Genomic DNA, 21,935 nt, shown 5'->3' on the forward strand with positions numbered 1-21,935 from the left:
ACGCGCGCGCAATCAGCCCGGGAGGTCGTTGACTGCGGCACGCACCGCGGGCAGCAGCGCCGCCACCGGCGCCAGGGCGGCGCTGGTATCGACGTAGTCGGGCAGCACGCGGCGCGACCAGCCGCCGGCGGCCCGGCGCAGGCAGAATTCGTCCAGGATGGCGGACGCCCTGCCCGCCTCGTCATAGAGCCAAGTAAGCAAAAATCATCCCCTCAATGCGCCATGTTGTTCCTGCCACCGATTTTAACTTGCAATATTCGCAACTTGGCGCACCATTGAAATGATCGTGGAATCAGGTCCAGCCGGCGTCGACGATGAATTCCTGGGCCGTCATCATGCGGCTGTCGTGCGCGCCCAGGAACAGCGCCATGCTGGCCACATCCTGCCCGACGATGCGTCCCGGCAGGCACTGGTGTTCATCCATGGCGCGCTCGCCGGCCGGGTCGACCCATTTGTCGAGCTGGCGCGGGGTCATGACCCAGCCCGGCGTGAGCGTGTTGACGCGGATGCCGCTCTTGCCGAATTCGCGCGCCAGGCTGCGCGTGAGACCGTTCACGGCCGACTTGCTTGCCGCGTACACCGGATAGCCGGCCACCTTGTTCTTCCAGCCGGTCGAGCCGAGGTTGATGATGGCCCCGCCGCCGCGGCGCTGCATGCCTTCCATCACCGCCTGGGCCGCGAAGAACGCCACCTTGAGATTGATCGCGACCTTGTCGTCGAAGTACTCCGGACTGACCAGCAGGAAATCGTGGCGCTCGTCGTTGGCGGTATTGTTGACCAGCACATCGAAGTCGCCCAGTTTCTCGCCGGCCGCCTTCACGCTGGCGCGCAGCGCATCGATGTCGGACAGGTCGCAGCCGATGAAGTACGGCGTGTGCGCCACCGTGCCGGCCAGGCCGTCGACCAGCTCGGTGGACGAGGCGATATCGCGGTCGGCGAACGCCACGCGCGCGCCCTGGCGCGCAAAGGCGGCCACGATATCGGCCCCGATGCCCGAACCGCCGCCGGTCACGAAGACGGCCTTGCCGGCCAGGCTCGGGTAATTCGCAAATTCCATGGTGTGTCCTTTTTCTTGTTGTTGAGCGCTGCTGATGCTGATGCTGCTAATGCGCTTTGACTGTTCATGCTGGCGGCATGCCGCCCGCTGCTGCTAGCTGGCCTGGGTGGACTGCCACGCGGCGACGAACGCTGCGGCCCGCGCACCCAGTTCGGCCGGCGTCACGCCGGGCGCATACAAGGCGCCGCCGATGCCGAAACCGGTGGCCCCGGCCGCGACCCAGGCGGGCATCGTTTCCGGCGACACGCCGCCGACCGGCCACAGGGGCGTGCCCGGCGGGAGCACGGTCTTGAAGGCTTTCAGGCCGGCATAGCCGACCATCTCCGCCGGGAAGATCTTGAGCGCGTGGGCGCCGGCGCCGAGGGCGTCGAACGCTTCGCTGGGCGTGGCCACGCCGGGCGCGCACAGCATGCCCAGCGCCGCCGCGCGCGCGATCACGGCCGGGTTGCAGTTCGGCGCGACCAGCATGCGTCCGCCGGCCGCATGCACGGCGTCGACATCGGCCACGCTGAGCATGGTGCCGCCGCCGACGATGGCGCCGGCCGGCGCCATGCGCGCCAGCAGCGCGATCGATGCGAGCGCGCCGGGGCGGTTGAGGGGCACCTCGAGCAGGCGAAAGCCGGCCCCGAACAGGGCTGCGCCGGCCGCCTCGGCGTCAGGCGCTTGCAGGCCGCGCAAAATGGCGACCAGCGGTGGAGTCAATTGGGTCAGGTCCATGATCAGAGCCTTTCAAAAAAGTGGGCCAGGGCGGCCAGGTAGACCTCGTCCGGATCGTGCGCGCGCGCCGGCATGCCGTAGTACGCAGCCGCGCTCTCGTAGCGCGCACTGAGCGCGGGCGAAGCGATGATGTCGATGGCGCTGTCGGCATGCCCCTGCGCCGCCACGAACTCGGTGCCGATCAGCAGGCCGCTGACGAACGAGCGCGCCTGCGCCGCCGCCATGGTCTTCGACACCACGCGCGCGCGCACGCCGAACAGCGCGTTCGACAGCGGCCGCCCGCGCCGCGCTTCCTGCAGGCCGGCGGCAAAGGCGGTCTCGTCGTCCGGGCCGGCCGCCATCAGCGCGGCCAGCGTGCCGCCGGCGGCCAGCATCGAAAACAGTTCGCCGGTCATGTAGGTCACCAGCTGGTCGACGCGGCCGCCGCGCAGGAAGACCCACTTGCTGTGGGTCCCCGGCAGCACCACCCAGCCGTCGCTCAGGCCGCGCCCGGCGGCGCCGAGCAGTTGCGTCTCTTCGCCGCGCATCACATCGATCGCGCCATCGCGCGTGCAGTAGCCGGGCACGATGAAGCAGCCGGGGTGGCCCGCCACGCTCGCCAGGTGGGCCGGCAGCGCGGTCAGCGGCACGCCGGTATCCAGATAGGGTACTTCCTGCCAGCCGCTGGCCGAACCGACCATGCCGGACATGACCACCGGAATGGCGGTGCCGACGCCCATGCTGGCGCGCAGCGCCGCCAGCGAGCCGGCAAAGTCGCCGCCGACGGCCAGCATGCCCTGGTCGTCCGCATGGCGCGCGAGGCACTTGCCGTCGCGTCCGACCAGGTAGGCGCGGCGGTTGCTGGTTCCCCAGTCGATACCGAGTAATTGCGTATGCATGGTTCCTCTCATAGTTTGTACGATAAGCCGAGATTGAAGCGGCGCCCGAACTCGGTCACTTCCTGCTCGTACGGATTGTTCGCGCTGGTGTAGACCACCTTCTGGTTCGTCACGTTATCGACACCAAAACGCAGCTGAAGTTTCGGCGTGAGGTGCTTGGCGAACGACAGCGCGACATAGGTTTCGGCGCCGTTCTCGACCAGCTGGCCCGCGCCCCAGGTCGGGTTGCGCACAAAAGCGCTGTGATAGTTGGCCGACATGCGTGCCTCGTAGCCGGCTTGTTCGTACCAGACCGTCAGGCCGCCGTTGTGCTTCATCAGCCCTTCGATCGGGAACGGTTTGGCGGCCGGGATATTTTCGTGGATGTTACTGGCAGTGTAGGCGTAGTTCCCGGAGAGGCCAAGGCCGTTGGCGAAGGATTGCTGGTACACCAGCTCGGCCCCGCGGATATTGCCGCCCTTGCCGTTGACCGAACGCGTGACCAGCGCGCCGCGCCCGTCCAGCGTGGTGCGGTCGCTGGTGATGCCGATGTAGCGGCTGATATCCTTGTAGAACAGGCCGGCCGACAGCAGCGCGCCTTTGTCGAAGTACCACTGCCAGGCCAGGTCGATCTGGTCGGCCAGCATGGGTTTGAGCTGCGGATTGCCGGCGCTGCCGGTCAGCGGCTGGGTGGGATTGGCGTCCACGTTCAGGTTGCGCGAGGCGCGCATTTCGTCGAGCGGCGCGCGCGACATGGCGCGGGCGATGGACAAGCGCACCTGGCGTTCCTGCTTCTCGTCCATGTTGAAAATCAGGTTCACGCTCGGCAGCACTTCGGTGCAGGAAGTGCCGTCGCCGGCCGCCGTGGGCGCCACGCCGTTCACCGTCTGCATGCCCTCGCCGGTCTGCCTGGTGCGGACCACGCGCAGGCCGGCATTGCCGCGGAAGGTGTTGCCGAACAGCGTGCCATCGAGGTCGGCCTGGCCGTACAGCGAGGCGCCGCGCTCGCGCACCTTCCAGCCGGAGAGCAGGTCGTTCTGGGTGCGCGGGCGGCCCGCCGCGTCGAAAGCGCCCGGCGCGAAGGCGGCCGCCGTGCTGGCGCCGAAGTCGCGCAGCGCGATGTAGGGCGCCATGCCGGCCACGTTGACGGTCTCGTAATCGGCGTCGGAAATCGCCGCGATCGGGGCGACCTGCCAGGTGGTCTGGCCGTACGATTTTTCGCGGTGGGTGGCGCGCGCGCCGAACTTGAGGCGCTTGACCGGGCCGAGCGCGATATCGCGCGCCGCGTTCAGGTGCAGCGCGCTCAGTTCATCCTTGAGGCGGCCGTCGGTATCGATGTGCATGGTCGGACCCCAGAAACTGGCGGGGTTGCCGCTGTCCTGGCCAAGCGAGAAGGATTGCCGCCCGCCGCCGGTGAAGGCCCAGCTGAGGGTACCCGTGGCGCGGCTGAACTGGCGCAGGTCGCGCCACTGGCTGTCGCGCTGCGCGCGCGAGGTGGACAGGTCCGCCTCAAGCTTCCAGGCGCCGGCCGTGGTTTTGCCGTTCATGCCCAGCGCCAGGGTGCCGGTGTCCTGCACCCACAGCGAATCGTGGTTGCTGAAGCCAATATCGGCCACGCTGGCGCCGGCCACGTAGCCGTTCCGGATATTGAGCTTGCTGTAGCGGCCCTTCTGGCCGTTATCCCAGTTGCCGATGTCGCCAGTCCAGTGCTGCAGGCCCGGTTCGCGGATCCTGGCCAGGGCGTAGTAGGCGTCGGCGGTGAGCAGGCTCTCGCCGTTCTTCCATTCGACTTTCCCGAGCACGCTGGAGCGCTCGTCGGTGCCGCGCAAGACCTTGTCCTGGAAGCCCCACGGCGTTTTGTCGACCTTGCCGTCGCCATCGATGTCGCCCGAATTGTTTTCGTTGAAGCCCCAGTGATCCTTGTTCTTTTGCAGCGAAGGCTGGTCCTGGTAGCTGAACGCCAGCGCCACGCCGAGCGACTTGTCGAAGAACTGGTCGAGGCAGATGCCGCCCACGCGTGGCGCGGTTTTCTTCGCGCCCGGGATATCGCGCCCCAGCGCGTAGTACAGCGCATCGGCGCGCAGCGAAGCCTGGCGGCCGCTGTATTTGAGCGGCTGGACGGTTTTCAGGTCGATCGTGGTGGCCACGCCGCCTTCCACCAGTTCGGCCGACTGGGTCTTGTAGACGGTGGCGCCGCTGAGCGACTCGGACGGAAACTGCTCGAAACGCACCGAACGATCCGGTTCCGACGTGGCCAGTTCGCGCCCGTTGAGGGTGGCGCCGATGAAGCGCGGGCCGAGGCCGCGCGCCACCACCTGGCTGGCGTTGCCGCGGTCGATGCCGGACGACAGGCCGGGCAGGCGCGCCAGCGATTCGGCGATGGTGGTGTCGGGCAGCTTGCCGATGTCTTCGGAGGCGATCACTTCGACCATGCTGTCCGACGCTTCCTTGACGGCCAGCGCATTGCGCACCGACGAACGGATGCCGGACACGGTCACTTGCTGTACCTCGCCGGCCTGGGCGCGGGCGTCCGCCACGGCGAGCGGCAAGGCGAACACGCTCGCGATCAGCCAACTGAGCTTCTTCTGTTTCACACGGGTCTCCTGGGATTGTATGGTGCTGCCATGCGCAGTTCGCTTTGCTGTCCGCGAATCCGGGTCATGGTCAGGATCGTACGGACTCCAGGGATATGATTCCAATTGCTTATTTACAAAAAAGCATGCTTAAATCATATAGCTTGGGAAGGTGGATAGCGCAGGGCCGCCACTTCGCGCATCGTGGCCAGCATGCTCTCGGCGCCGGGCGAAAGCTGGTGGTGGCGGCGCGTGATGATGCCGTACATGTCCATGCGGATGTTCAGGTCGAACGGCAGCACGGTCAGCAGGCCCGTTTGCAGGTAGGGCTGGGCCAGTTCCAGCGGAAGCGCTACCACCATGTCGCTGCCGGTCAGCAGGTGTGCGATCACGGGAAGCGCCAGCGTTTCGACCGTTTCGGCCGGCGGTTCCAGGCCGCGCGCGAGGAACAAGGCGGTCAGGCGGTCGCGCAGGATGCTGCCGTTGGGCGGCAAGATCCAGCCCTGGCGCGCCAGTTCGTCGAGCGTGAGATCGGTGCGGCCGGCCAGCGGATGGCCGGCGCGCACGATCAGGCTGTGGGGTTCGTCGGTGACCGGCTCGAAATACAGTTCGGCGGCGGCGCCGGTATCAAGAATGCGTCCGACGACCAGATCGAGTTCGCCGGCGCGCAGGCGCTGCACCAGGATCTTGCTGGTATCGACGCTGATCGACACGTGCACGCGCGCGTGGCGCGATTTGAGCAGGTTGACCGCTTCGGGCACCAGGCTGGTGGACGGCGTGAGCACGGTGCCCACATCGACCCGGCCGCGCAGGCCGGAGAGCAGTTCCATCACTTCCTGGTGGGCGGCGTCCATCTCGGCCAGGGCCGCGCCGGCGCGGCGGATCAGCACCTGGCCGTACCAGGTGGGCGCCACGCCGCGCGGCAGGCGCTCGAACAGCTGCACGCCGAGCGCGTGTTCGAGTTCGCCGAGCAGCTTGGAGGCGGCGGGCTGGGTCAGGTTCGCGGCTTGCGCCGCGTGCATGATGGAGCCGTGCCGGCCCAGTTCGACCAGCAGCACCAGGTGGCGGGTCTTGAGGTGCGAGCGGACAAATCGGTCGGAGCGTGGATCGGGCATGGGTGGCTGTCGGAAATCAGGGATGCCGATGATATATGTACAGTAAGCAAAACGTCAACACATATGACATCTGACGTTCCGACAACCATTATCCTCGCTTATGTGCGGCGCTCGCCGCGCGCCTTGAGCTGATCGAGCAGCACGGCGGCCAGCAGGATCGATCCGCGCACCAGATACTGGTAGAACGAGTCGACGTTCAGCAGGTTCATCACGTTTTCCACCGTCCCCATGATCAGTACCCCGATCAGCACACCGAAGATGCGCGCCTTGACGCCCTGGAGCGAGACGCCACCGAGCACGCACGCCGAAATCACATCGAGCTCGAACCCCTGGGCCGCATTCGGCTGGCCGCTGGTGATGCGCGACGCCAGGATCAGGCCCGCCAGCGCCGTGACCAGCCCTTGCAGCAGAAAGATCCACACGCGCAGCTTCTCGACCTTGACGCCGGCCAGGCGCGCCGCTTCCGGATTGCCGCCGATGGCCAGGGTGTTGCGCCCGAAGACCGTATGATTGAGCAGCACGCCGAAAACCAGGAAGCAGGCGCCGGCCACCAGCACCGGCAGCGGCAATCCGAACACCTGGGCATCGCCGAACGCGATGAAGGCGTCGGAGTTGATGCCGACCGCCTGCCCTTGCGAGGCGATGAAGGCCAGTCCGCGCACCATCAGCATGGTGGCCAGGGTGGCGATCAGCGCGTTGACGCGCAGGTAGGCGATCAGCACGCCGTTGCCGGCGCCGATCAGGGCCCCCGCGCCCAGGCCGGCGCCCACCGCCAGCGTCACGCTGCCGGTGCGCTCCAGGACCATGGCCCCGAGTACGCCGGCAAAGGCGATGGTGGAGCCGACCGACAGGTCGAAGTCGCGCGAGGCCAGGCACAGCATCATGGTGCAGGCAACCATGCCGATCTGCGCCACCGACAGCATCAGCCCGACCACGTTGGCGACCGAGAAGAAGTTATCGACCGTGGCCGCCAGCACGGCGAACAGCACCGCGTACGCCAGCGGCATGCTGTATTCGATCAGGAGCGCGCGCTGGCGGCCGGCCAGCGCGGGGGCGCCGGTGTGGGTGACTGGGATGGTGCTCATGCGGTTCTCCGGGAGGTGTTATCGGCGTTGTCGCCGTCGTTGTCGTTGTCGTTATCGTTGCCGGTATCGGGCAGCGCCAGGCGCAGCACCGCTTGTTCGTCGGCGTCGGCACGCGCCAGCTCGCCGACGATGCGGCCGTCGCGCATGACCGCCACGCGGTCGGAAATGCCCAGCACTTCGGGCAGTTCGCTCGAGACCACGATCACGCAGCAGCCGCGCGCGGCCACTTCGTGGATGATGCGGTAAATGTCGTTCTTGGCGCCCACGTCGATGCCACGCGTCGGCTCATCGAGCACCAGCACTTTCAGGCCCGGTTCGGCCAGCCAGCGCGCCAGGATCACCTTCTGCTGGTTGCCGCCCGAGAGCAGGCGGATTTCCTGCTCGCGGCTGGGAGTCTTGATGCGCAGGCGGGCGATGAACTCATCGGCCAGCGCCGCCTCGCGCGCGTGGCGCAGGAACACGCCGCCCAGCAGCGCGTGGCGGCGGCAGCTGATGTTGATGTTCTCGGCCACCGAGGACTGGGCCAGGATGCCCTGCTCCTTGCGGTCTTCGGGACACAGCACGATGCCGGCCGCGATTGCCGCCGAGGGGCCGCCCATTGCCACCGGCGCGCCGTCGAGCATCACGGTGCCAGGCAGGCGCTTGTCGGCGCCGTACATCTGGCGCATCAATTCGCTGCGTCCGGCCCCCACCAGGCCGAAAAAGCCCAGCACTTCGCCCGCGCGCACGGAAAAATCGCAGCCGTCGGCCATGCCGCGCACCGTCAGGCGTTCGGCGCCCAGTTCACGTTCGCGGTAGTCGTAGATGTCGCTCAGCTCGCGCCCGACCATGTCGCTGATCAAACGGTCGCGCGGCACCTCGGCCATCACCGGGTGGGTGGCGACCTTGCGCCCGTCGCGGAAGATGGTGCAGGCGTCGCACAGCGCGTACAGTTCTTCCAGCCGGTGCGAGATGTAGATCAGCGTGCGCCCTTCGGCGCGCAGGTCGCGCACCAGCCGGAACAGGATTTCCGTTTCGCGGTGCGACAGGCTGCTGGTCGGCTCGTCGAACGCGATGACCTGCGCGTCCTGCATCACCGCCTTGCAGATCTCGACCATCTGGCGCTGCGCGATCGACAGGTCGGCAAGGCGCGCGTTCGGGTCGAGGTCCACGCCGATCTTGGCAAGACGCCCGGACACCAGCTTGTTGGCGGCGCCCTTGTCGAGAAAGCCCATGCGGGTCGGCATGCGGCCCAGCAGGACGTTCTCGGCCACGGTCAGCTCCGGAACGTACTGCAGTTCCTGGTGAATGATCGACACGCCGGCGGCGATGGCGTCGCTGGCCGAACCGAAGCGCACTTCGCGCCCGTCCAGCAGCAGGCGCCCGCCGTCCGGGCGGTATTGCCCGCCCAGGATCTTGAGCAGGGTCGACTTGCCGGCGCCGTTTTCGCCCAGCAGGCCATGCACGGTCCCGGCATGGGCCTCGAAGCTGACGCCCCCGAGCGCGATCACGCCGGGGAAGTGCTTGGAGACCTCGTCAAACTGGAGGTAAGCGGACATCGTGGATCACTGCTCCATTTCGGCGTGCACTTTGGCGGCATTGGCGCGCGTCATCAGCGTGCCGGCGGTCAGCGTTTCGGCCGCCGGGACCTTGTTGGTGGCGATCCAGTCGTACAGATTGGCGGCGGTCTCGTAACCGTGGCGTTTCGGGCTGATCATCACGGTGCCGAAAAAACCGGTCGGCTGCGGCTTGGCGAATTCGTTCAGGGCCGTCTTGCTGCCGCCGATGCCGATGCCGATCATCGCGTCGGCGCGCATGCCGCGTCCTTCGGCGGCGCGCACGGCGCCGAGCACCGCTTCATCGTTCAGGCCCACCGCCACCCAGCGCTTGAAGCGCTGCTGCTTGGTGTAGGCGATGTTGGCGGCGTTGAAGGCCGATTCGGTATCGGTCTTCGATTGCGCCGCATCGACCACGTTCGCCGCCGGCACGCCGGCCGCTTTCAAGGTATCGACCGCGCCCATGGTGCGCTCGCGCGCCGTGGGCAGCTGGTCGTACGACACGCGCAGGATGCCGACGTCGGCAAGGTTCCAGCCGCGCGCCTTGATTTCGGCGGCCAGCCCGGCGCCCACCTGCTTGCCGATTTCGTAGCCCGAAATGCCCATGTGCGGCACCGATGCCAGCGGCTTGCCGGCGCCATCGAGCAGGCGGTCGTCGACCGAGATGACTTTCATGTTATTGCGCTTGGCGGCGCGTTCGACCGCCTTGCCCAGCTTGACGTCCGGCGCGCAGATGACGAAACCCTGCGCCTTTTGCGCGGCCAGGTTGTCGATCGCGGCGATCATTTTTTCGCCGTTCGGGATGCCGATCTTGATCAGGGTGAAGCCCTTGTCCTTGGCGGCTTGCTCGGCGAAGCGCCATTCGTCCTGGAACCACGGTTCCTCGGCCTGCTTGACCAAAAAGCCGATCTTGACCGGATCGGCCGCCTGGGCGGCGCCGAAAGCGCATGCCACGACAGCGGCCGCCGCCAGTTTTGCGAGAGTAGGGAAGGTTTTCATGGTGGTCTCCTGTTCAATTATTGTGATGGATGATCGTCGAATGGACTGTCTGGCTGGCCCGCGACGCCGGGAACAGAGACGGTGAACAAACCGCCCTCGCCTACTGCGGCGAGCTGCGTAAGGCCAGCACCGCCAAAGGCGATGCTGCTGCAATCGAGCGCGATGCGCCGTAACACCTTGCCGTCGGGCGCGTACCGGACCAACTGGCCCGCCTGGGCGTTCCACAGGCAGCCGGCGGCGTCGAGCACCGCGCCGCGCGGCGTGGCGCCGGCATCGAGCTGCGCGAACACCTTGATGCCGCCAACGCTGCCACGCTCGGCGTCGTAGTCGCAGGCGAGCAACTCGCTGGTGCGTGCATCAGCGAAAAACATGCGCTTGCCGTCGGCACTGAAGCAGATCGCGCTCGCTTCGGCCACCACCGGCAAGGCCAGCCGGCGCAAGCCGTACTTGCCCGAAAACTGATAAAAACTGCCGATCGCGCGCCCGTCCTCGGCCACGTTGCGGGTTCCGAACACCAGAAAACCGCGTCGGTCGGTGCAGCCGTCGCTGATCGCCGTGCGCGGTTCGGCGGCGTCCACCGCCACCAGCGGCTGCACGCGCAACTGGCGCGGGCCGGTGTCGCGGCCCGGCTCGGAGAAACCGAGGCGCTTGCTCAGCCCGAGCAGCACGCGCCCGGACGCGCAGTGCGCCAGCAGGCCGGCGGCGTCCGGCAGGCGGCAGGCCAGCGGCGCCGGATCCTGCTCGGCCAGGGCGTGCACCGCGTGCGCCCCGCTGCCCGCCCACCACCAGCGGTGGCCGCGCGCATCCCAGCGCAGGCAGCGCCCGGGATGGTGCGACAAACGTGACGATGGCGCCGTCATCGTCACGGCTTCACATCGAGACGGTAGATCGGCGTCACGCGCACGGCGCGCAGTTCGGCGATCTGCTCCTTGCCGCCGAAGTCCGGGCGGCCTTCCTTCGGAATGTAGACCGGGGCGTCGGCGCGCAGCGGCAGCACCGACAGGGTCAGCGGACCGCTGCCCGCATGGCGCGCCGCGAACTGCCAGCCGTAGCCGCTGTAGTACCAGTCGTCGAGCATGCGGGTGCCGTTGAACAGGCGTCCGATGTCGCCGACGAAATCGAGTTCGATCAGCGCATCGAGCCTGTTCTCGTCCCGCGGCAGCGCGATCGACCAGGCCGCGGCGGCGCTGAAGCTCTCGGGCAGCGGTTGCAGCGCGGCGTTGGCCAGGCCGCCGATCATCACCGGGCGGACCGGGCGCGCCGCGCGCACCGGCTTGAACGTCGCCTCATGGCTGCGCGCCGGCAGCGTAACGGCGAACGACTGGAACATGCCGTCCTGGCCGGCGTTGAGTGGCATGTCGGCCTTGGGCGTGCGCGGCAGCGCCGGATACACGGCGAAGCGGAAGGCCGGATTGCCGTCCGAGCGCATGCGCAGGCTGCCGTCGGCAAACCAGGTTTGCTGGGCGCCGATGACAAGGCGGCGCTGGCCGGCCAGCTGGCCGATGGCCAGTTGCTGCGATTGTTCTTTAGTTAGCACCAGCAGCGTCACGGGCGCCTTGCCGGCGCGCCGGATCGTCACCGCCGCCTGCGTGCCGGGGGTGATGCCATCGATGACGGTCTTGCCGCCCTCCTGGGCGATGCGCGCGCCGGGGGCCGTCAGGCTGCTTGCGGCGGCGCCGTCGAAACCCAGTTCGACGGGAATGCCGGCGCTGGCCGCGAACACGTACACGACGCCGGCCTTGCCGTTATCGAGCCGCGCCACCGGCTGCGCCGTGGCATAGGCCAGGCGGGTGCCGTCCAGGTCCATGTTGACCGGCCAGATAAAGTAGCTGCCGTCGGCCAGGTCGACCGGCTGGCGCGGGAACTCCACGGTCTGGCCGGGCAGCCTGACCGAGAAGCGCACCTGGCGCTGCACTTGCATCGGATACTGGCGCACGTGGTTGCTCACGAACAGAAAGGCGCTGTCGCCCCGGCTGCGCACGGACAAGCGCGGCGTTGTCAGGTCGTCCGGGCCGGCCGGTACGACGTCGGGCTTACGCACCGTCATCGGCGCGAGGCGGTCGCCGAAGTCGCGCATGAACAGGTGGAAGGGCCGCAGGCGCGTGAGCACGGGACGCTGCTGGCCGTCCGGGCCGAGTGGCGCCTGGAAGTCGTAGCTGATCATCGGCGTGTCGTTGTAGCCGCCGGTGAGCGTGCTTTCTTCCAGCGTGGTCATGCCGACCGGATTGCGCCCGCCGTGGAACATGTAGTAGCCGACCAGGTTCACGCCGGAGCCCAGCTGCACCGGCAGCATCGAGGCGATGTCGTCGCTCGATACCACCGGGCGGCGGCGGTACATGAACGGCAGGCCGGCCCCGTATTCGGCGCCCAGGAACGGGGTCTTGTCGATATCGGTTTCGGCGGTGCCGCGCGTGCTGGCGCGGGTCTGCGCACCGAGGTCGCCGCTGACGCGGCTGTCGAAGCGGAAGGCGTAGGTTTCTTTCGGCGCCAGCTCGGTGGTACTGCGTGCCCAAGGCTCGTCGGGATAGCCGCCGAACACCGGTGTGACTTCACCGGACGGATACACCGTCTGGTCCCAGCCGGTGACGGTGTACAGCGGCACGTCCATGCCGGCCTCGCGCGCCATGCGCTTGAGGGTGCTGATATGGCCGGCGCCTTCGCCCGGACCATTGTGGTTGTATTCGTTTTCGATCTGCACGCCGATCACGCGCCCGCCTTCCTTCCACAGCAAGCCCTTGAGCTGGCGTCCGATCTGGCCGTACAGGCGCGCGACGTGGCGCAGGTACTGCGGGTCGTCGCCGCGCGTGGGCATGGCGCCCACCACCCAGTCGGGAATGCCGCCGTAACGCACTTCCGCGTGCACCCACGGGCCGACCCGCACCATCACGTCCAGGCCCGCGCCAGCTGCCAGCTGCACGAAGCGGCGCAGGTCGCGCTGGCCTTTCCAGACGTACGCGCCCTGCCGCTCTTCGTGGTGGTTCCATATGATGTAGGTGGCCACGATGTCGATCCCGGCCGCCTTCATCTTGCGCAGTTCCGCTTCCCATTCGTCGGCCGGGGTGCGGCTGTAGTGGAACTCGCCCATTACCGGCATCCATGGCTTGCCGTTGCGGGTCAGGTACTGGCTGTTGGCGCCGATGCGCTCACCCGAAGGCGACACCGAGGCGCCCATGTGCAGCTGGTTTTCGAGCGGCGTTTTGGCCGGCGCGCTGGCGTCGATGCGCAGCAGGGCCTGGCCGCACGCGGTGCTGGCAAAGGCGCCTGCCACCAGCAGTGGCAGGCATTTGACGATCAGGTGCATCTTGTCTCCGTTATTATTATGGTACTGCTTGCGTCTTTGTTTTTTTGACCGCTACCACTCGGCGACGCTGCCATCCTCATGGCGCCACAGCGGATTGCGCCAGTCGGGCGCGTTCTTGCTGGCCTCGATCACGCGCTCTTCGTCGACCTCGACGCCCAGGCCCGGCTTGGTCAAGGCCGCGATGTAGCCGCCTTCCATGCGGAAGTCTTCCTTGTTCTTGACGTAGTCGAGCAGTTCGGCGCCCTGGTTGTAATGGATGCCCATGCTCTGTTCCTGCAGCACCGCGTTATGCGAGACAAAGTCGAGGTGCAGGCAGGCCGCCAGCGCGACGGGACCGAGCGGGCAATGCGGCGCCACGGCGACGTCGTAGGCTTCGGCCATGGCCGCGATCTTGACGCATTCGGTGATGCCGCCCGCGTGCGACAGGTCCGGCTGCAGGATCGCCAGGCCGCCCTGTTCGAGCACGCGCTTGAATTCGAAGCGCGAGTACATGCGCTCACCGGCCGCCAGCGGGATCGAGGTCGATTCGGCCAGGCGCGGATAATACTCGGCCTGCTCGGCCAGCACCGGCTCTTCGACAAACAGGGGCCGGTACGGTTCGAGGGCGCGCAGCAGCACCTTGGCCATCGGGGCGGCCACGCGGCCGTGGAAGTCGATGCCGAATTCGATCTCGTTGCCGAAGGCTTCGCGGATTTCGGCGATGCGCCCGACCGCCTGGTCCACCGCGCGGGCGCTGTCGAGCATGCGCATTTCTTCGGTGCCGTTCATCTTGAAGGTGTCGATGCCGACCGCGCGCAGCTTGCGGATGCCGGCGATGACGTCGGACGGACGGTCGCCGCCCACCCAGCTGTACATCTTCATCTTGTCGCGTACCCGGCCGCCCAGCAGGTCGTAGACCGGCACGCCGAGCAGCTTGCCCTTGATGTCCCACAAGGCCTGGTCGATGCCGGCGATGGCGCTCATCAGGATCGCGCCGCCGCGGTAGAAGCCGCCGCGGTACATGGCTTGCCACAGGTCGTTGATGCGGCCCGGGTCCTGGCCGATCAGGAATGGCGTCATCTCGTGGACCGCCGCTTCGACCGTGCGCGCGCGGCCTTCGATCACCGGTTCGCCCCAGCCGACGATGCCTTCGTCGGTCTCGATCTTCAACAGCATCCAGCGCGGCGGAACCCGGTACGTCGTCAGTTTGATGATTTTCATCGCTTAGCCATTAGTCAAGAATGACAAGCAGTCTAAGCCTGCGAGCTAGCCAAGAAATATGAATATTCGACAAAAAGCTATACTCAAATCGCATAGCTTACGCGTCATCCTGTGCTCGCTATGATGACTATTCTCCGTAGTACTTTGGTGACGGAAATATCACATGCTTTTGCAGGGAGCACGCGCATGACATTCTGTTCTCGACTGATTGCCGGCACCGTGGCACTGGCCGGGCTGCTGGCACCCGGCGCGGCGTTCGCCATTCCGATCGCTTCGCCCGGCACCGAGGGGCTGGCCGTGCTCGCCGCGAACGCGGGCGCCCTCGTGGCAACGTACCAGGGCAGCTCGGCCGACTATGCCAACGACCTGTATCTGTTTACCGATGACGGGGTCGACAACAACGATGTGTTCATGTTCAGCAACCGCGACACCAAGGTCGGCGGCATCTTCAACCTCGGGCGGTTCGTGGTGGGCAGCGAACTGATGTTCCGCCTGCACGTGAACACGACCGGGCGCGATTTCTTCAGCGGCCCCGCCAGCCGTAATCCGGACCGGCGCGCCCATGCGCGCGTGCAGCAGGACTGGACGCCGGGAACCGCACTCGTCAGTTTCGAGGATTTACGCGGCGGGCCCTACCAGTTCAACGATCTGAGTTTCTCGCTGAGCAATGCGGCGACCACGGTGCCGACCATCCCGGTGCCGGTGCCCGTGCCCGCGCCGGCCTCGCTCGGCCTGATCGGCATCGGCATCGCCGGCCTGCTGGCTGCACGGCGGCGCCGCGCCGCTTGATGCGCGCGCACAAACCGGCAGGGAACCTTGCAGTATGCACCGTTGTCCAAACAGTCATCACTTCAGTGGAGACTTGCCATGTCCAACAGCAACGCTCATGAAAACGACCAGCCGGACCACCTGCCCGGCGCCACGCCGTCAACCGCGCCGCGTTGCCCCGGCGTGCCGGACGAGGGCATCACCCCTGCGGACGACGAACTGCAAGCGCCGGACTATCCGGATGACGACGAATTCGATGACGACGAACTGCGGCTGATGGCCGACACCATGCCCGGCGAGGGTCCGGGCGACGACTAGGAACACCGCCTGCACGTGCGCCAGCGCCTGCGCCGCAGGGTGTTGCTGGCGGCGCGCAGGCGCGGCACGCCACGCGATTGCGTTTCCATGTAACAAGCTATCGCTTTTGCTTTTTAGATAGGTATTTTTATTCCCGCATCCGGAAACGGAAGCGTCGCGCTTGCACATCCATCAAAAGTTCCCGTTTGGTATGCGTCGATAATTTATACAGGCCTGCGCACATACGCCGTTGGCACGGCACCGTGCAGGAAGACGATCAACGAACCGGAAGGGAAACAGCATGAAATCGATGCAATCGGAAATTACGGATTCAATCACCAGTGGCGGGATGTCCGACGCGGGCAGCGCCGCCCCGGCCAGCGCGCATGGCATGCCGGGCGCTCAGATGATGAGCCAGCCTGCCGCAGCGACCGCGGCGCAGGACGACACGCCCGACGCCCAAGAACTGGCTGTGCAGGCGGGTCCGCGCAAACCAAGTTCGTCTCCCGTAGTGTCGTGGGGTCCGAACCGGCTCGACGTGTTCGCGCTGGGAACGGGCCGCGCGATACATCACAAATGGTGGAACGGTTCGAGCTGGAACCCGTCCCTGACCGGCTACGAATTCATGGGCGGTGTCGGCACCAGCGCGCCGCAGGCCATCTCGACCCAACCCAACCGCCTGGACGTGTTCGTGACCGGCACCGACAGCGCGCTGTATCACAAGCAGTGGAACGGCAGCAACTGGTTGCCTTCGCTCACCGGCTACACCAACCTGGGCGGCCTGTGCATCGGCGACCCGCGTGCCATCTCGTGGGGCCCCAACCGGCTCGACGTGTTTGTCATCGGCACCGACCGCGCGCTGTATCACAAGTGGCGCAGCGGGTCGACCTGGGGACCCTCGCTGACCGGCTACGAAAACATGGGCGGCATCATCATGGAGCAGCCTGAAATTGTCTCCTGGGGTCCGAACCGGCTCGATGTGTTCGTCATCGGCACCGACCGCGCGCTGTATCACAAGTGGTGGAACGGCAGCAGCTGGGGGCCGTCGCTGACCGGCTACGAAAACCTGGGCGGGGTGTGCATGTCCGCGCCGCGCGCGGTGGCTTGGGGCAACAACCGCCTCGATGTGTTCGTGACCGGCACCGATGGCGCGCTGTATCACAAGTGGTGGAACGGCAGTACCTGGCTGCCCGCCGGAGGTAACCTGGAAAAACTCGGCGGCGTGTGCGTGGGCATGCCCGAGGCGGTGTCGTGGGGTCCGAACCGCATCGATGTGTTCGTGGTCGGCACCGACAGCGCCCTGTATCACAAATGGTGGAACGGAAGCAGCTGGGGTCCATCGCTGCTCGGCTTCGAAAACATGGGCGGCATCCTGTCCTCGCAACCGCGGGTGGTGGCATGGGGCCCGAACAGGCTCGATGTGTTTGTCACGGGCTCGGACAGCGCGCTGTACCACAAGTGGTGGAACGGTTCGAGCTGGGGACCGTCGCTCACCGGGTACGAGGCCATGGGAGGCATCATCCAGTCCTTCGGCCAGTCGCCGGTGGGCGCGTCCGATTCCGCCGGCGGTGGCGCGGACGCATCGGGACAGAGCGCGCAGTTGAGCGACGATATGGATAGCTGACGTCTTTTTTCAACCCGCGGCCGAGCGGCGCCGGCGAACCTGATGCCGGCGCCGCTCGCTCCGCATTGCGGCTGGCGCGGCGATCACGTCCTTGCCAGCACGGACCCAGCCCACGCATGCGTGGGCTTTTCTTTGCCGCCCGTGGCTTCCCCCACGCAGTGCCCATATTCGACCTTGCGCATCGACGGCGATGCGGAAAACGGCAACGATCCCCTGAGCGATCGTGGCGGGCCGTTCGTACTGCGACATCATCCGCGCCGGCTGCGGTAGTCGTTATCCAATACGCAAAATTATATATTTACAAGCTCTTTCTTTTTTACCATCACTGCCCTTAAAATCCCCGCTTTGGCTCCGTCCGACCGATAAGGGTGCAGCATGACGACCACGACGATCACAACCGAATTTCACTTGCTTCCCGAAGACATGGCGGCGGCCACCAGGCTCAATTTGCAGGCCCATCTCCCCGCGCCCATGGAATTCGGATGGGATCTGTCCGCAAGCGTCGGCGACCCGGCTGCGGGCCCCAACTACAAAAAGATCCTGAGCTGGACTGGAGTAGCCGGCAAGCAGTATGCGATCCGCGCGACCGACGACCAGCAGGCGCCCATGATCTGGGTGTACAACGAACGCGGTGAAGCAATTGTCCAGGAGTACGACTATTCCGCCGATGGCAGCGCCTATCTGCACGATTTCATTGCTCCCTACTCGGGAACCTTCTATGCCGGCGTCTTGATGTACCCGGGGTCGTCGGGCAGAAGCGTGCGCCTCTACGCGGACCTGGACACGGCGACGGCGAGCACGCCCACGCCCATTGCCGGCAGCGGCGCAGACGACAAGCTCTTTTCCAGCATGGGCGGCGAGAAAATCGATGGCGGCGCCGGCGACGATGCCCTGGTCTATTCCGGCGACCGGGCCGCCTACAGCATGATCCACATGGGTACCCGCCTGACGATCTCGGCCAAGGATGGCCTTGAAGGTAGCGATGAAGTGCGCAACGTGGAGCAGGTCGCCTTCGCCGATGGCGTGGTCGACCTGCGCTACAGCATGCTGGCGGAGTCGCTGTATCTGGGTTATTTCGGACGTGCCGCAGATCCGGCCGGCTTGCGCGCCTTCCAGTCGCAGCTGGCGGCGCTGAAGGCACCCGACAACGCCAGCGAATTGAGCGGCAAATACGGCAGCGATGCGGGCATCCGCAACCTCATCGACTCGTTCGGCACGAGCGCCGAATCGAAGGCGCTGTACCCGGGCGACACCCACGTGTTCGTCAAAGCCATCTTCAACAATCTGTTGAACCGCGCCCCGAACCAGGCCGGGCTCGATTTCTGGACGTCCGCCATCGATTCGGGCCAGCTGACCCGCGCCAATGCCGCGCTGGCGATTCTTGGCGGTGCGCAGTCGAACACATCGGCCCAGGGATTGACCGACAGGCAAACCATCGCCAACAAGGTCAGCGTTGCGTGGAACTTCACGGCCGAGCTGGATGTGCCGACAGAGATTGGCGCATATCAGGGCAGTGACGCAGCCGCGGCAGCGCGCACGCTGCTGTCGATGGTGTCGGCGACGACGGCAATCGATGCTTACCAGGTGCACGTCAATTACGCGATCCTGTCGTTTTCACCGCCGCGCACGCCGGGCGATCATGCCCACGACATGCCGTCCGCATCCGCGCACGACACGCCGATCGGCCTGTTGGGCATGGATACCGCGGTGGTCCCGGCGTTGCTGGCCTGACCCGCGTGCACGCGGGCGCGCCGGAATAGCGCGAACCTGGGCCCTGCTCCGGGCCGTCCGCGCGATCGCGTTTTTTGACAAGCACGCGGTGTAGCCAATGACCGATGCCCCTCCCCAGTCCGACCACCCTGTCCCCACCGCGCCGCTCACCCTGGGCGATTTCATCGGCGCCGGGGCCACCCAGCTGGCGACCGGGCACGCCGACAAAAGACTGCACGAGCTCGCGAAGGTGTTTGCGGAAGCCATGGCCAAGACGACCGCACCGGCAGACCTGCTGGCGACCAGCGAGCTTGATACAGGCCTCATCGCGCATCATCCACAGCACCGTTGACGCAGTGCAAGTCGCATGGATCACGACCTTGACCTCTGTCGACGCTTTTTACAACTTAGCCTACCGAGTTTTTGTAAGCAATTGACTAATATGAGGTTTAAATAACTGGACCAGATTTTGCTTTCCCGATCGGTGTCTTTAACCTGGGGAAAAATGATGTCAACAAAATCTGTTTGTGCAATGTTCAGTCTTCTGGTGCTTGCGAGCCAGGCCCACGCCGGCTTGACCATTATTGCCGAGGCGGAGGTGCCGACCCATCGCGTCAAGGACTACCGTACCGATATCGACCGTGAATTCGGGGAGCCGTCGCTTGAATTGATCCAGTCGGCCTCCAGCATTTATTCGGCCGCCAGCGCCTATGGCTATGCGCGCCCGGGTGTGCTGAAGGCGTATGCGCACGCGGCAACCAATTCGGCATTGTCCTCAAGCGCATCCGCAAGCGCATTTGCGATGTGGGAATTTTCCGCCACCCTGTCGAACGCCGCGCTGGCAGGGAAAAAGGGACAATTCACTATCCGCAACCATTTCGATTACGCGCCGAGCACGTCGATCGGGACCTACCCGGGTAGCGGCACAGTGGCAGCCTCTGGCCACTTGCAATTCGACAGTATTTTCGCGGCGCGCACGTCGCTTGGACTGAGCTACGCCGATTTCATGCAAACGCACTCCTGGGATAACCAGGGCAATGCCACCTGGCTGACCAGCCACGTGGTGGACGACGCCGACGGCATCCGCCAGGAGCCAGGTTTCGGAATGCAGGAGCTGGTGGTCGATTTCGTGTGGGGCGAGCCGATCCTGTTTCACCAGATGGTGGGCGCCGCATGCTCGGTGTACGAAACCGCTGAAATCGACTCCGCCGCCGGGTGCTTCGTCGATTCGACACATTCAAGCTACTGGGGCGGGCTGTCCAATGTCACCGCCGATGGCGTGGCCGTGCCGGCTTACGCCATCGTGACCGATGCCGGCATCGACTTGCGCCAGTCGCTCCTGCCTGTTCCGGAGCCCGAGTCCTGGGCTATGATGATACTGGGCGGCTTGCTGATAGCCGGTGTGGGCGGCCATCGCCGCAAGAAGGATTCGTTGATTGCTGCTTCCTGCTGATCTGGCCTGGCGCGCGCTGCGGCGACATGGGGGAGAAGGTCGCCACCTCGGTACAAGTTACTTTGCACCTATCAACGGATTTAGCGCTAATCGGTGAAACGATGAGGTTCCGGCCCGACATGGTGATGGTCCAGCCGGTTTCCGTCAGGCCGGCAGCGTTGGCGGTACCAACGCTGGCTGTTGGACAACCATTGATCATCGGTACGTTCACGCCCTCCATAACCACGGTGCCGCTCGAGAAACCGGTGACGTCCGCGCCGCTGCAATGCGAATCCAGACCCGGCTCCGAACGGCCCGCCCCGGAGCAGCGCGAACCCGGACCCGGCTGCGAGCCCGCCGCGCCGGTGCCGGAAAGCTGGCGGTGCGGGCGCTGGCCGGCCCAGGCACGATACCCGTACCGCCACCAGGCGCCGCTTATTGCGCCACGATGCGCAGCAACTGGCCGTTGTCTTCATCGGTAATCACGTACAGATGCCCGTCGGGCCCCTGGCGCACATCGCGCACGCGCTTGCCGATCTCCAGCCGTTCCTGCGACACCACCTTACCCTCCTTGTCCAGCACGATGCGCCGCACATCGGTGGTGGCCAGCCCGCCGCTGAACAGGCTGCCGCGCCATTGCGGGAACTGGCTGCCGCTGTACTGGGTCAGGCCGGATGCGCCCGGCGACGGCACCCATGCAACCTTCGGCTGCGTCATGCCGGGCACGACCGGCTGGCCAACCGCTTCGCCCGTGCGGTAATCGCGCCCGTAGCTTTGCAGCGGCCATCCATAATTTTGACCCGCTTCGACCAGATTAAGTTCATCGCCGCCGCGCGGTCCGTGTTCGGTGGCCCACACGCGGCCGCTGGCGTCGAGCGCCATGCCCTGGATGTTGCGGTGGCCGTAGCTCCAGATCTCCGGCAACGCGCCGGGGCGCGCAGCCAGCGGATTGCCGGGCGCAGCCTTGCCGGCATCGGTCAGGCGCAGGATGGCGCCATGATGGCTGCCCAGATTCTGGGCCTGCTCGCGCGCCAGCATGCCGCCAATCTTCTGCGGCGGATTGCCGCCGTCGCCGACGCTCATCAACAAGGTACCGTCCTTGTGCCACAGCAGGCGCGAGCCGAAATGCTGGCCTCCGCTCTTGTCGGGCTGGACGCGGAACAGCGTCTTGATGCCGTGTACGCGCTTGCCGTCGAACACGCCCTGGACCAGGGTGGTGCGGTTAGCCTCGTCGGTACCGGTGGCCATGGTCATGTAAATGCGCGGATTTTTCCTGTCGCCCGGATGGATGGCAATGTCGAGCAGGCCGCCCTGCCCGTTGGTGAAGACCGGCGGCATGCCCTCCAGCGCTACTTGCCCGAAGCGCTTGCCCGTGAGCAGATGCAGCTTGCCTTCCTTGGTACTGACCAGCAGGCGGCCGTCCGGCAGCCACGCCATCGACCAGGGATGGGACAAACCTTCGCCGACCGTTTCCGCGCGCCAGCCTTTGGCGGGCGGCGGCGCATCGCTGGTGGGCAACTGGGCCAGCGCGGCAGGCAGCGCCAGCATCATTACCGCGATGCTCAGGGTGTGGGACAAGGGAATGGGCAACATCGGGTATCTCCTTAACAATGGGGGGGTTCGCCCTTCATCGTACCGGATCGCTGCCGGATGCGCACGCCCGGC

General features: G+C 66.1%; 19 protein-coding genes. 6 read left to right on the top strand and 13 right to left on the bottom strand.

Annotated elements, in window-relative coordinates:
* Positions 1-12 precede the first annotated feature (12 nt).
* The 12 genes from RBA41_RS06225 to dgoD form a co-directional block, all read right to left on the bottom strand.
* On the bottom strand, positions 13-201 hold the full coding sequence (locus tag RBA41_RS06225; protein ID WP_306622122.1) for a hypothetical protein: 189 nt from the start codon (positions 199-201) through the stop codon (positions 13-15).
* A 91-nt stretch (positions 202-292) separates the two neighbouring features.
* Positions 293-1,057, bottom strand: a complete 765-nt coding sequence (locus tag RBA41_RS06230) for an SDR family NAD(P)-dependent oxidoreductase (protein ID WP_306622124.1) — start codon at positions 1,055-1,057, stop codon at positions 293-295.
* A 93-nt stretch (positions 1,058-1,150) separates the two neighbouring features.
* Positions 1,151-1,774 (bottom strand): 2-dehydro-3-deoxy-6-phosphogalactonate aldolase, encoded by a 624-nt coding sequence (locus tag RBA41_RS06235; RefSeq protein ID WP_306622126.1) that lies wholly within the window; start codon positions 1,772-1,774, stop codon positions 1,151-1,153.
* A gap of 2 nt (positions 1,775-1,776) precedes the next feature.
* Entirely contained in the window at positions 1,777-2,652 is an 876-nt protein-coding gene (locus RBA41_RS06240; RefSeq protein WP_306622128.1) for a 2-dehydro-3-deoxygalactonokinase, read from the bottom strand.
* Positions 2,653-2,660: 8 nt separating this feature from the next.
* On the bottom strand, positions 2,661-5,225 hold the full coding sequence (locus tag RBA41_RS06245; RefSeq protein WP_306622130.1) for a TonB-dependent receptor: 2,565 nt from the start codon (positions 5,223-5,225) through the stop codon (positions 2,661-2,663).
* 134 nt (positions 5,226-5,359) lie between these two features.
* Entirely contained in the window at positions 5,360-6,319 is a 960-nt protein-coding gene (locus tag RBA41_RS06250; protein WP_306622132.1) for a LysR substrate-binding domain-containing protein, read from the bottom strand.
* Positions 6,320-6,417: 98 nt separating this feature from the next.
* Entirely contained in the window at positions 6,418-7,404 is a 987-nt protein-coding gene (araH, locus tag RBA41_RS06255) for an L-arabinose ABC transporter permease AraH (protein ID WP_306622133.1), read from the bottom strand.
* Complete coding sequence (araG, locus tag RBA41_RS06260) at positions 7,401-8,942, bottom strand: L-arabinose ABC transporter ATP-binding protein AraG (protein ID WP_306622135.1); 1,542 nt, start codon at positions 8,940-8,942, stop codon at positions 7,401-7,403. The genes araH and araG overlap by 4 nt, the downstream gene beginning before the upstream one ends.
* Positions 8,943-8,948: 6 nt before the next feature.
* The gene (locus tag RBA41_RS06265; RefSeq protein ID WP_306622137.1) at positions 8,949-9,938 is read right to left on the bottom strand and encodes an arabinose ABC transporter substrate-binding protein; all 990 of its coding nucleotides are present in this window, start codon (positions 9,936-9,938) and stop codon (positions 8,949-8,951) included.
* Between the two features lie 17 nt (positions 9,939-9,955).
* On the bottom strand, positions 9,956-10,798 hold the full coding sequence (locus RBA41_RS06270) for an SMP-30/gluconolactonase/LRE family protein (RefSeq protein WP_306622139.1): 843 nt from the start codon (positions 10,796-10,798) through the stop codon (positions 9,956-9,958).
* A gap of 2 nt (positions 10,799-10,800) precedes the next feature.
* Complete coding sequence (locus RBA41_RS06275) at positions 10,801-13,239, bottom strand: beta-galactosidase (RefSeq protein WP_306622141.1); 2,439 nt, start codon at positions 13,237-13,239, stop codon at positions 10,801-10,803.
* A gap of 51 nt (positions 13,240-13,290) precedes the next feature.
* On the bottom strand, positions 13,291-14,439 hold the full coding sequence (dgoD, locus tag RBA41_RS06280) for a galactonate dehydratase (RefSeq protein ID WP_306622143.1): 1,149 nt from the start codon (positions 14,437-14,439) through the stop codon (positions 13,291-13,293).
* A 186-nt stretch (positions 14,440-14,625) separates the two neighbouring features.
* Here dgoD and RBA41_RS06285 point away from each other — a divergent pair, with 186 nt between their 5' ends.
* From RBA41_RS06285 to RBA41_RS06310, 6 genes are all read left to right on the top strand, one after another.
* Positions 14,626-15,228 carry a PEP-CTERM sorting domain-containing protein gene (locus RBA41_RS06285; protein ID WP_306622145.1) on the top strand — a complete coding sequence of 201 codons (603 nt, stop codon included), beginning with the start codon at positions 14,626-14,628 and terminating at the stop codon, positions 15,226-15,228.
* Between the two features lie 78 nt (positions 15,229-15,306).
* The gene (locus RBA41_RS06290; RefSeq protein WP_306622147.1) at positions 15,307-15,525 is read left to right on the top strand and encodes a hypothetical protein; all 219 of its coding nucleotides are present in this window, start codon (positions 15,307-15,309) and stop codon (positions 15,523-15,525) included.
* 280 nt (positions 15,526-15,805) lie between these two features.
* Positions 15,806-17,128, top strand: a complete 1,323-nt coding sequence (locus RBA41_RS06295) for a PLL family lectin (protein ID WP_306622149.1) — start codon at positions 15,806-15,808, stop codon at positions 17,126-17,128.
* A 375-nt stretch (positions 17,129-17,503) separates the two neighbouring features.
* Positions 17,504-18,859: a DUF4214 domain-containing protein gene (locus tag RBA41_RS06300; protein WP_306622151.1), complete on the top strand. Its 1,356-nt coding sequence runs from the start codon at positions 17,504-17,506 to the stop codon at positions 18,857-18,859.
* Between the two features lie 97 nt (positions 18,860-18,956).
* Positions 18,957-19,190, top strand: coding sequence for a hypothetical protein (locus RBA41_RS06305; RefSeq protein WP_306622154.1), 234 nt, complete (start codon positions 18,957-18,959; stop codon positions 19,188-19,190).
* Between the two features lie 117 nt (positions 19,191-19,307).
* On the top strand, positions 19,308-20,291 hold the full coding sequence (locus RBA41_RS06310; protein ID WP_306622156.1) for a PEP-CTERM sorting domain-containing protein: 984 nt from the start codon (positions 19,308-19,310) through the stop codon (positions 20,289-20,291).
* A 414-nt stretch (positions 20,292-20,705) separates the two neighbouring features.
* On the opposite strand, the gene RBA41_RS06315 is transcribed toward RBA41_RS06310, so the two are convergent.
* Positions 20,706-21,863 carry a PQQ-dependent sugar dehydrogenase gene (locus tag RBA41_RS06315; protein WP_306622158.1) on the bottom strand — a complete coding sequence of 386 codons (1,158 nt, stop codon included), beginning with the start codon at positions 21,861-21,863 and terminating at the stop codon, positions 20,706-20,708.
* Positions 21,864-21,935: the final 72 nt, after the last annotated feature.

It is taken from the genome of Massilia scottii (genome assembly GCF_030846495.1).
In the GTDB taxonomy this organism is placed as follows: domain Bacteria; phylum Pseudomonadota; class Gammaproteobacteria; order Burkholderiales; family Burkholderiaceae_D; genus Telluria_A; species Telluria_A violaceinigra.

Bases quoted from the DNA above. Each gene is read 5' to 3' on its own strand.
- RBA41_RS06230 (WP_306622124.1), bottom strand. From the start codon at position 1,057: ATGGAATTTGCGAATTACCCGAGCCTGGCCGGCAAGGCCGTCTTCGTG.
- RBA41_RS06235 (WP_306622126.1), bottom strand. From the start codon at position 1,774: ATGGACCTGACCCAATTGACTCCACCGCTGGTCGCCATTTTGCGCGGC.
- RBA41_RS06240 (WP_306622128.1), bottom strand. From the start codon at position 2,652: ATGCATACGCAATTACTCGGTATCGACTGGGGAACCAGCAACCGCCGC.
- RBA41_RS06250 (WP_306622132.1), bottom strand. From the start codon at position 6,319: ATGCCCGATCCACGCTCCGACCGATTTGTCCGCTCGCACCTCAAGACC.
- araH (WP_306622133.1), bottom strand. From the start codon at position 7,404: ATGAGCACCATCCCAGTCACCCACACCGGCGCCCCCGCGCTGGCCGGC.
- araG (WP_306622135.1), bottom strand. From the start codon at position 8,942: ATGTCCGCTTACCTCCAGTTTGACGAGGTCTCCAAGCACTTCCCCGGC.
- RBA41_RS06265 (WP_306622137.1), bottom strand. From the start codon at position 9,938: ATGAAAACCTTCCCTACTCTCGCAAAACTGGCGGCGGCCGCTGTCGTG.
- RBA41_RS06270 (WP_306622139.1), bottom strand. From the start codon at position 10,798: ATGACGGCGCCATCGTCACGTTTGTCGCACCATCCCGGGCGCTGCCTG.
- RBA41_RS06275 (WP_306622141.1), bottom strand. From the start codon at position 13,239: ATGCACCTGATCGTCAAATGCCTGCCACTGCTGGTGGCAGGCGCCTTT.
- dgoD (WP_306622143.1), bottom strand. From the start codon at position 14,439: ATGAAAATCATCAAACTGACGACGTACCGGGTTCCGCCGCGCTGGATG.
- RBA41_RS06285 (WP_306622145.1), top strand. From the start codon at position 14,626: ATGACATTCTGTTCTCGACTGATTGCCGGCACCGTGGCACTGGCCGGG.
- RBA41_RS06290 (WP_306622147.1), top strand. From the start codon at position 15,307: ATGTCCAACAGCAACGCTCATGAAAACGACCAGCCGGACCACCTGCCC.
- RBA41_RS06295 (WP_306622149.1), top strand. From the start codon at position 15,806: ATGAAATCGATGCAATCGGAAATTACGGATTCAATCACCAGTGGCGGG.
- RBA41_RS06300 (WP_306622151.1), top strand. From the start codon at position 17,504: ATGACGACCACGACGATCACAACCGAATTTCACTTGCTTCCCGAAGAC.
- RBA41_RS06305 (WP_306622154.1), top strand. From the start codon at position 18,957: ATGACCGATGCCCCTCCCCAGTCCGACCACCCTGTCCCCACCGCGCCG.
- RBA41_RS06315 (WP_306622158.1), bottom strand. From the start codon at position 21,863: ATGTTGCCCATTCCCTTGTCCCACACCCTGAGCATCGCGGTAATGATG.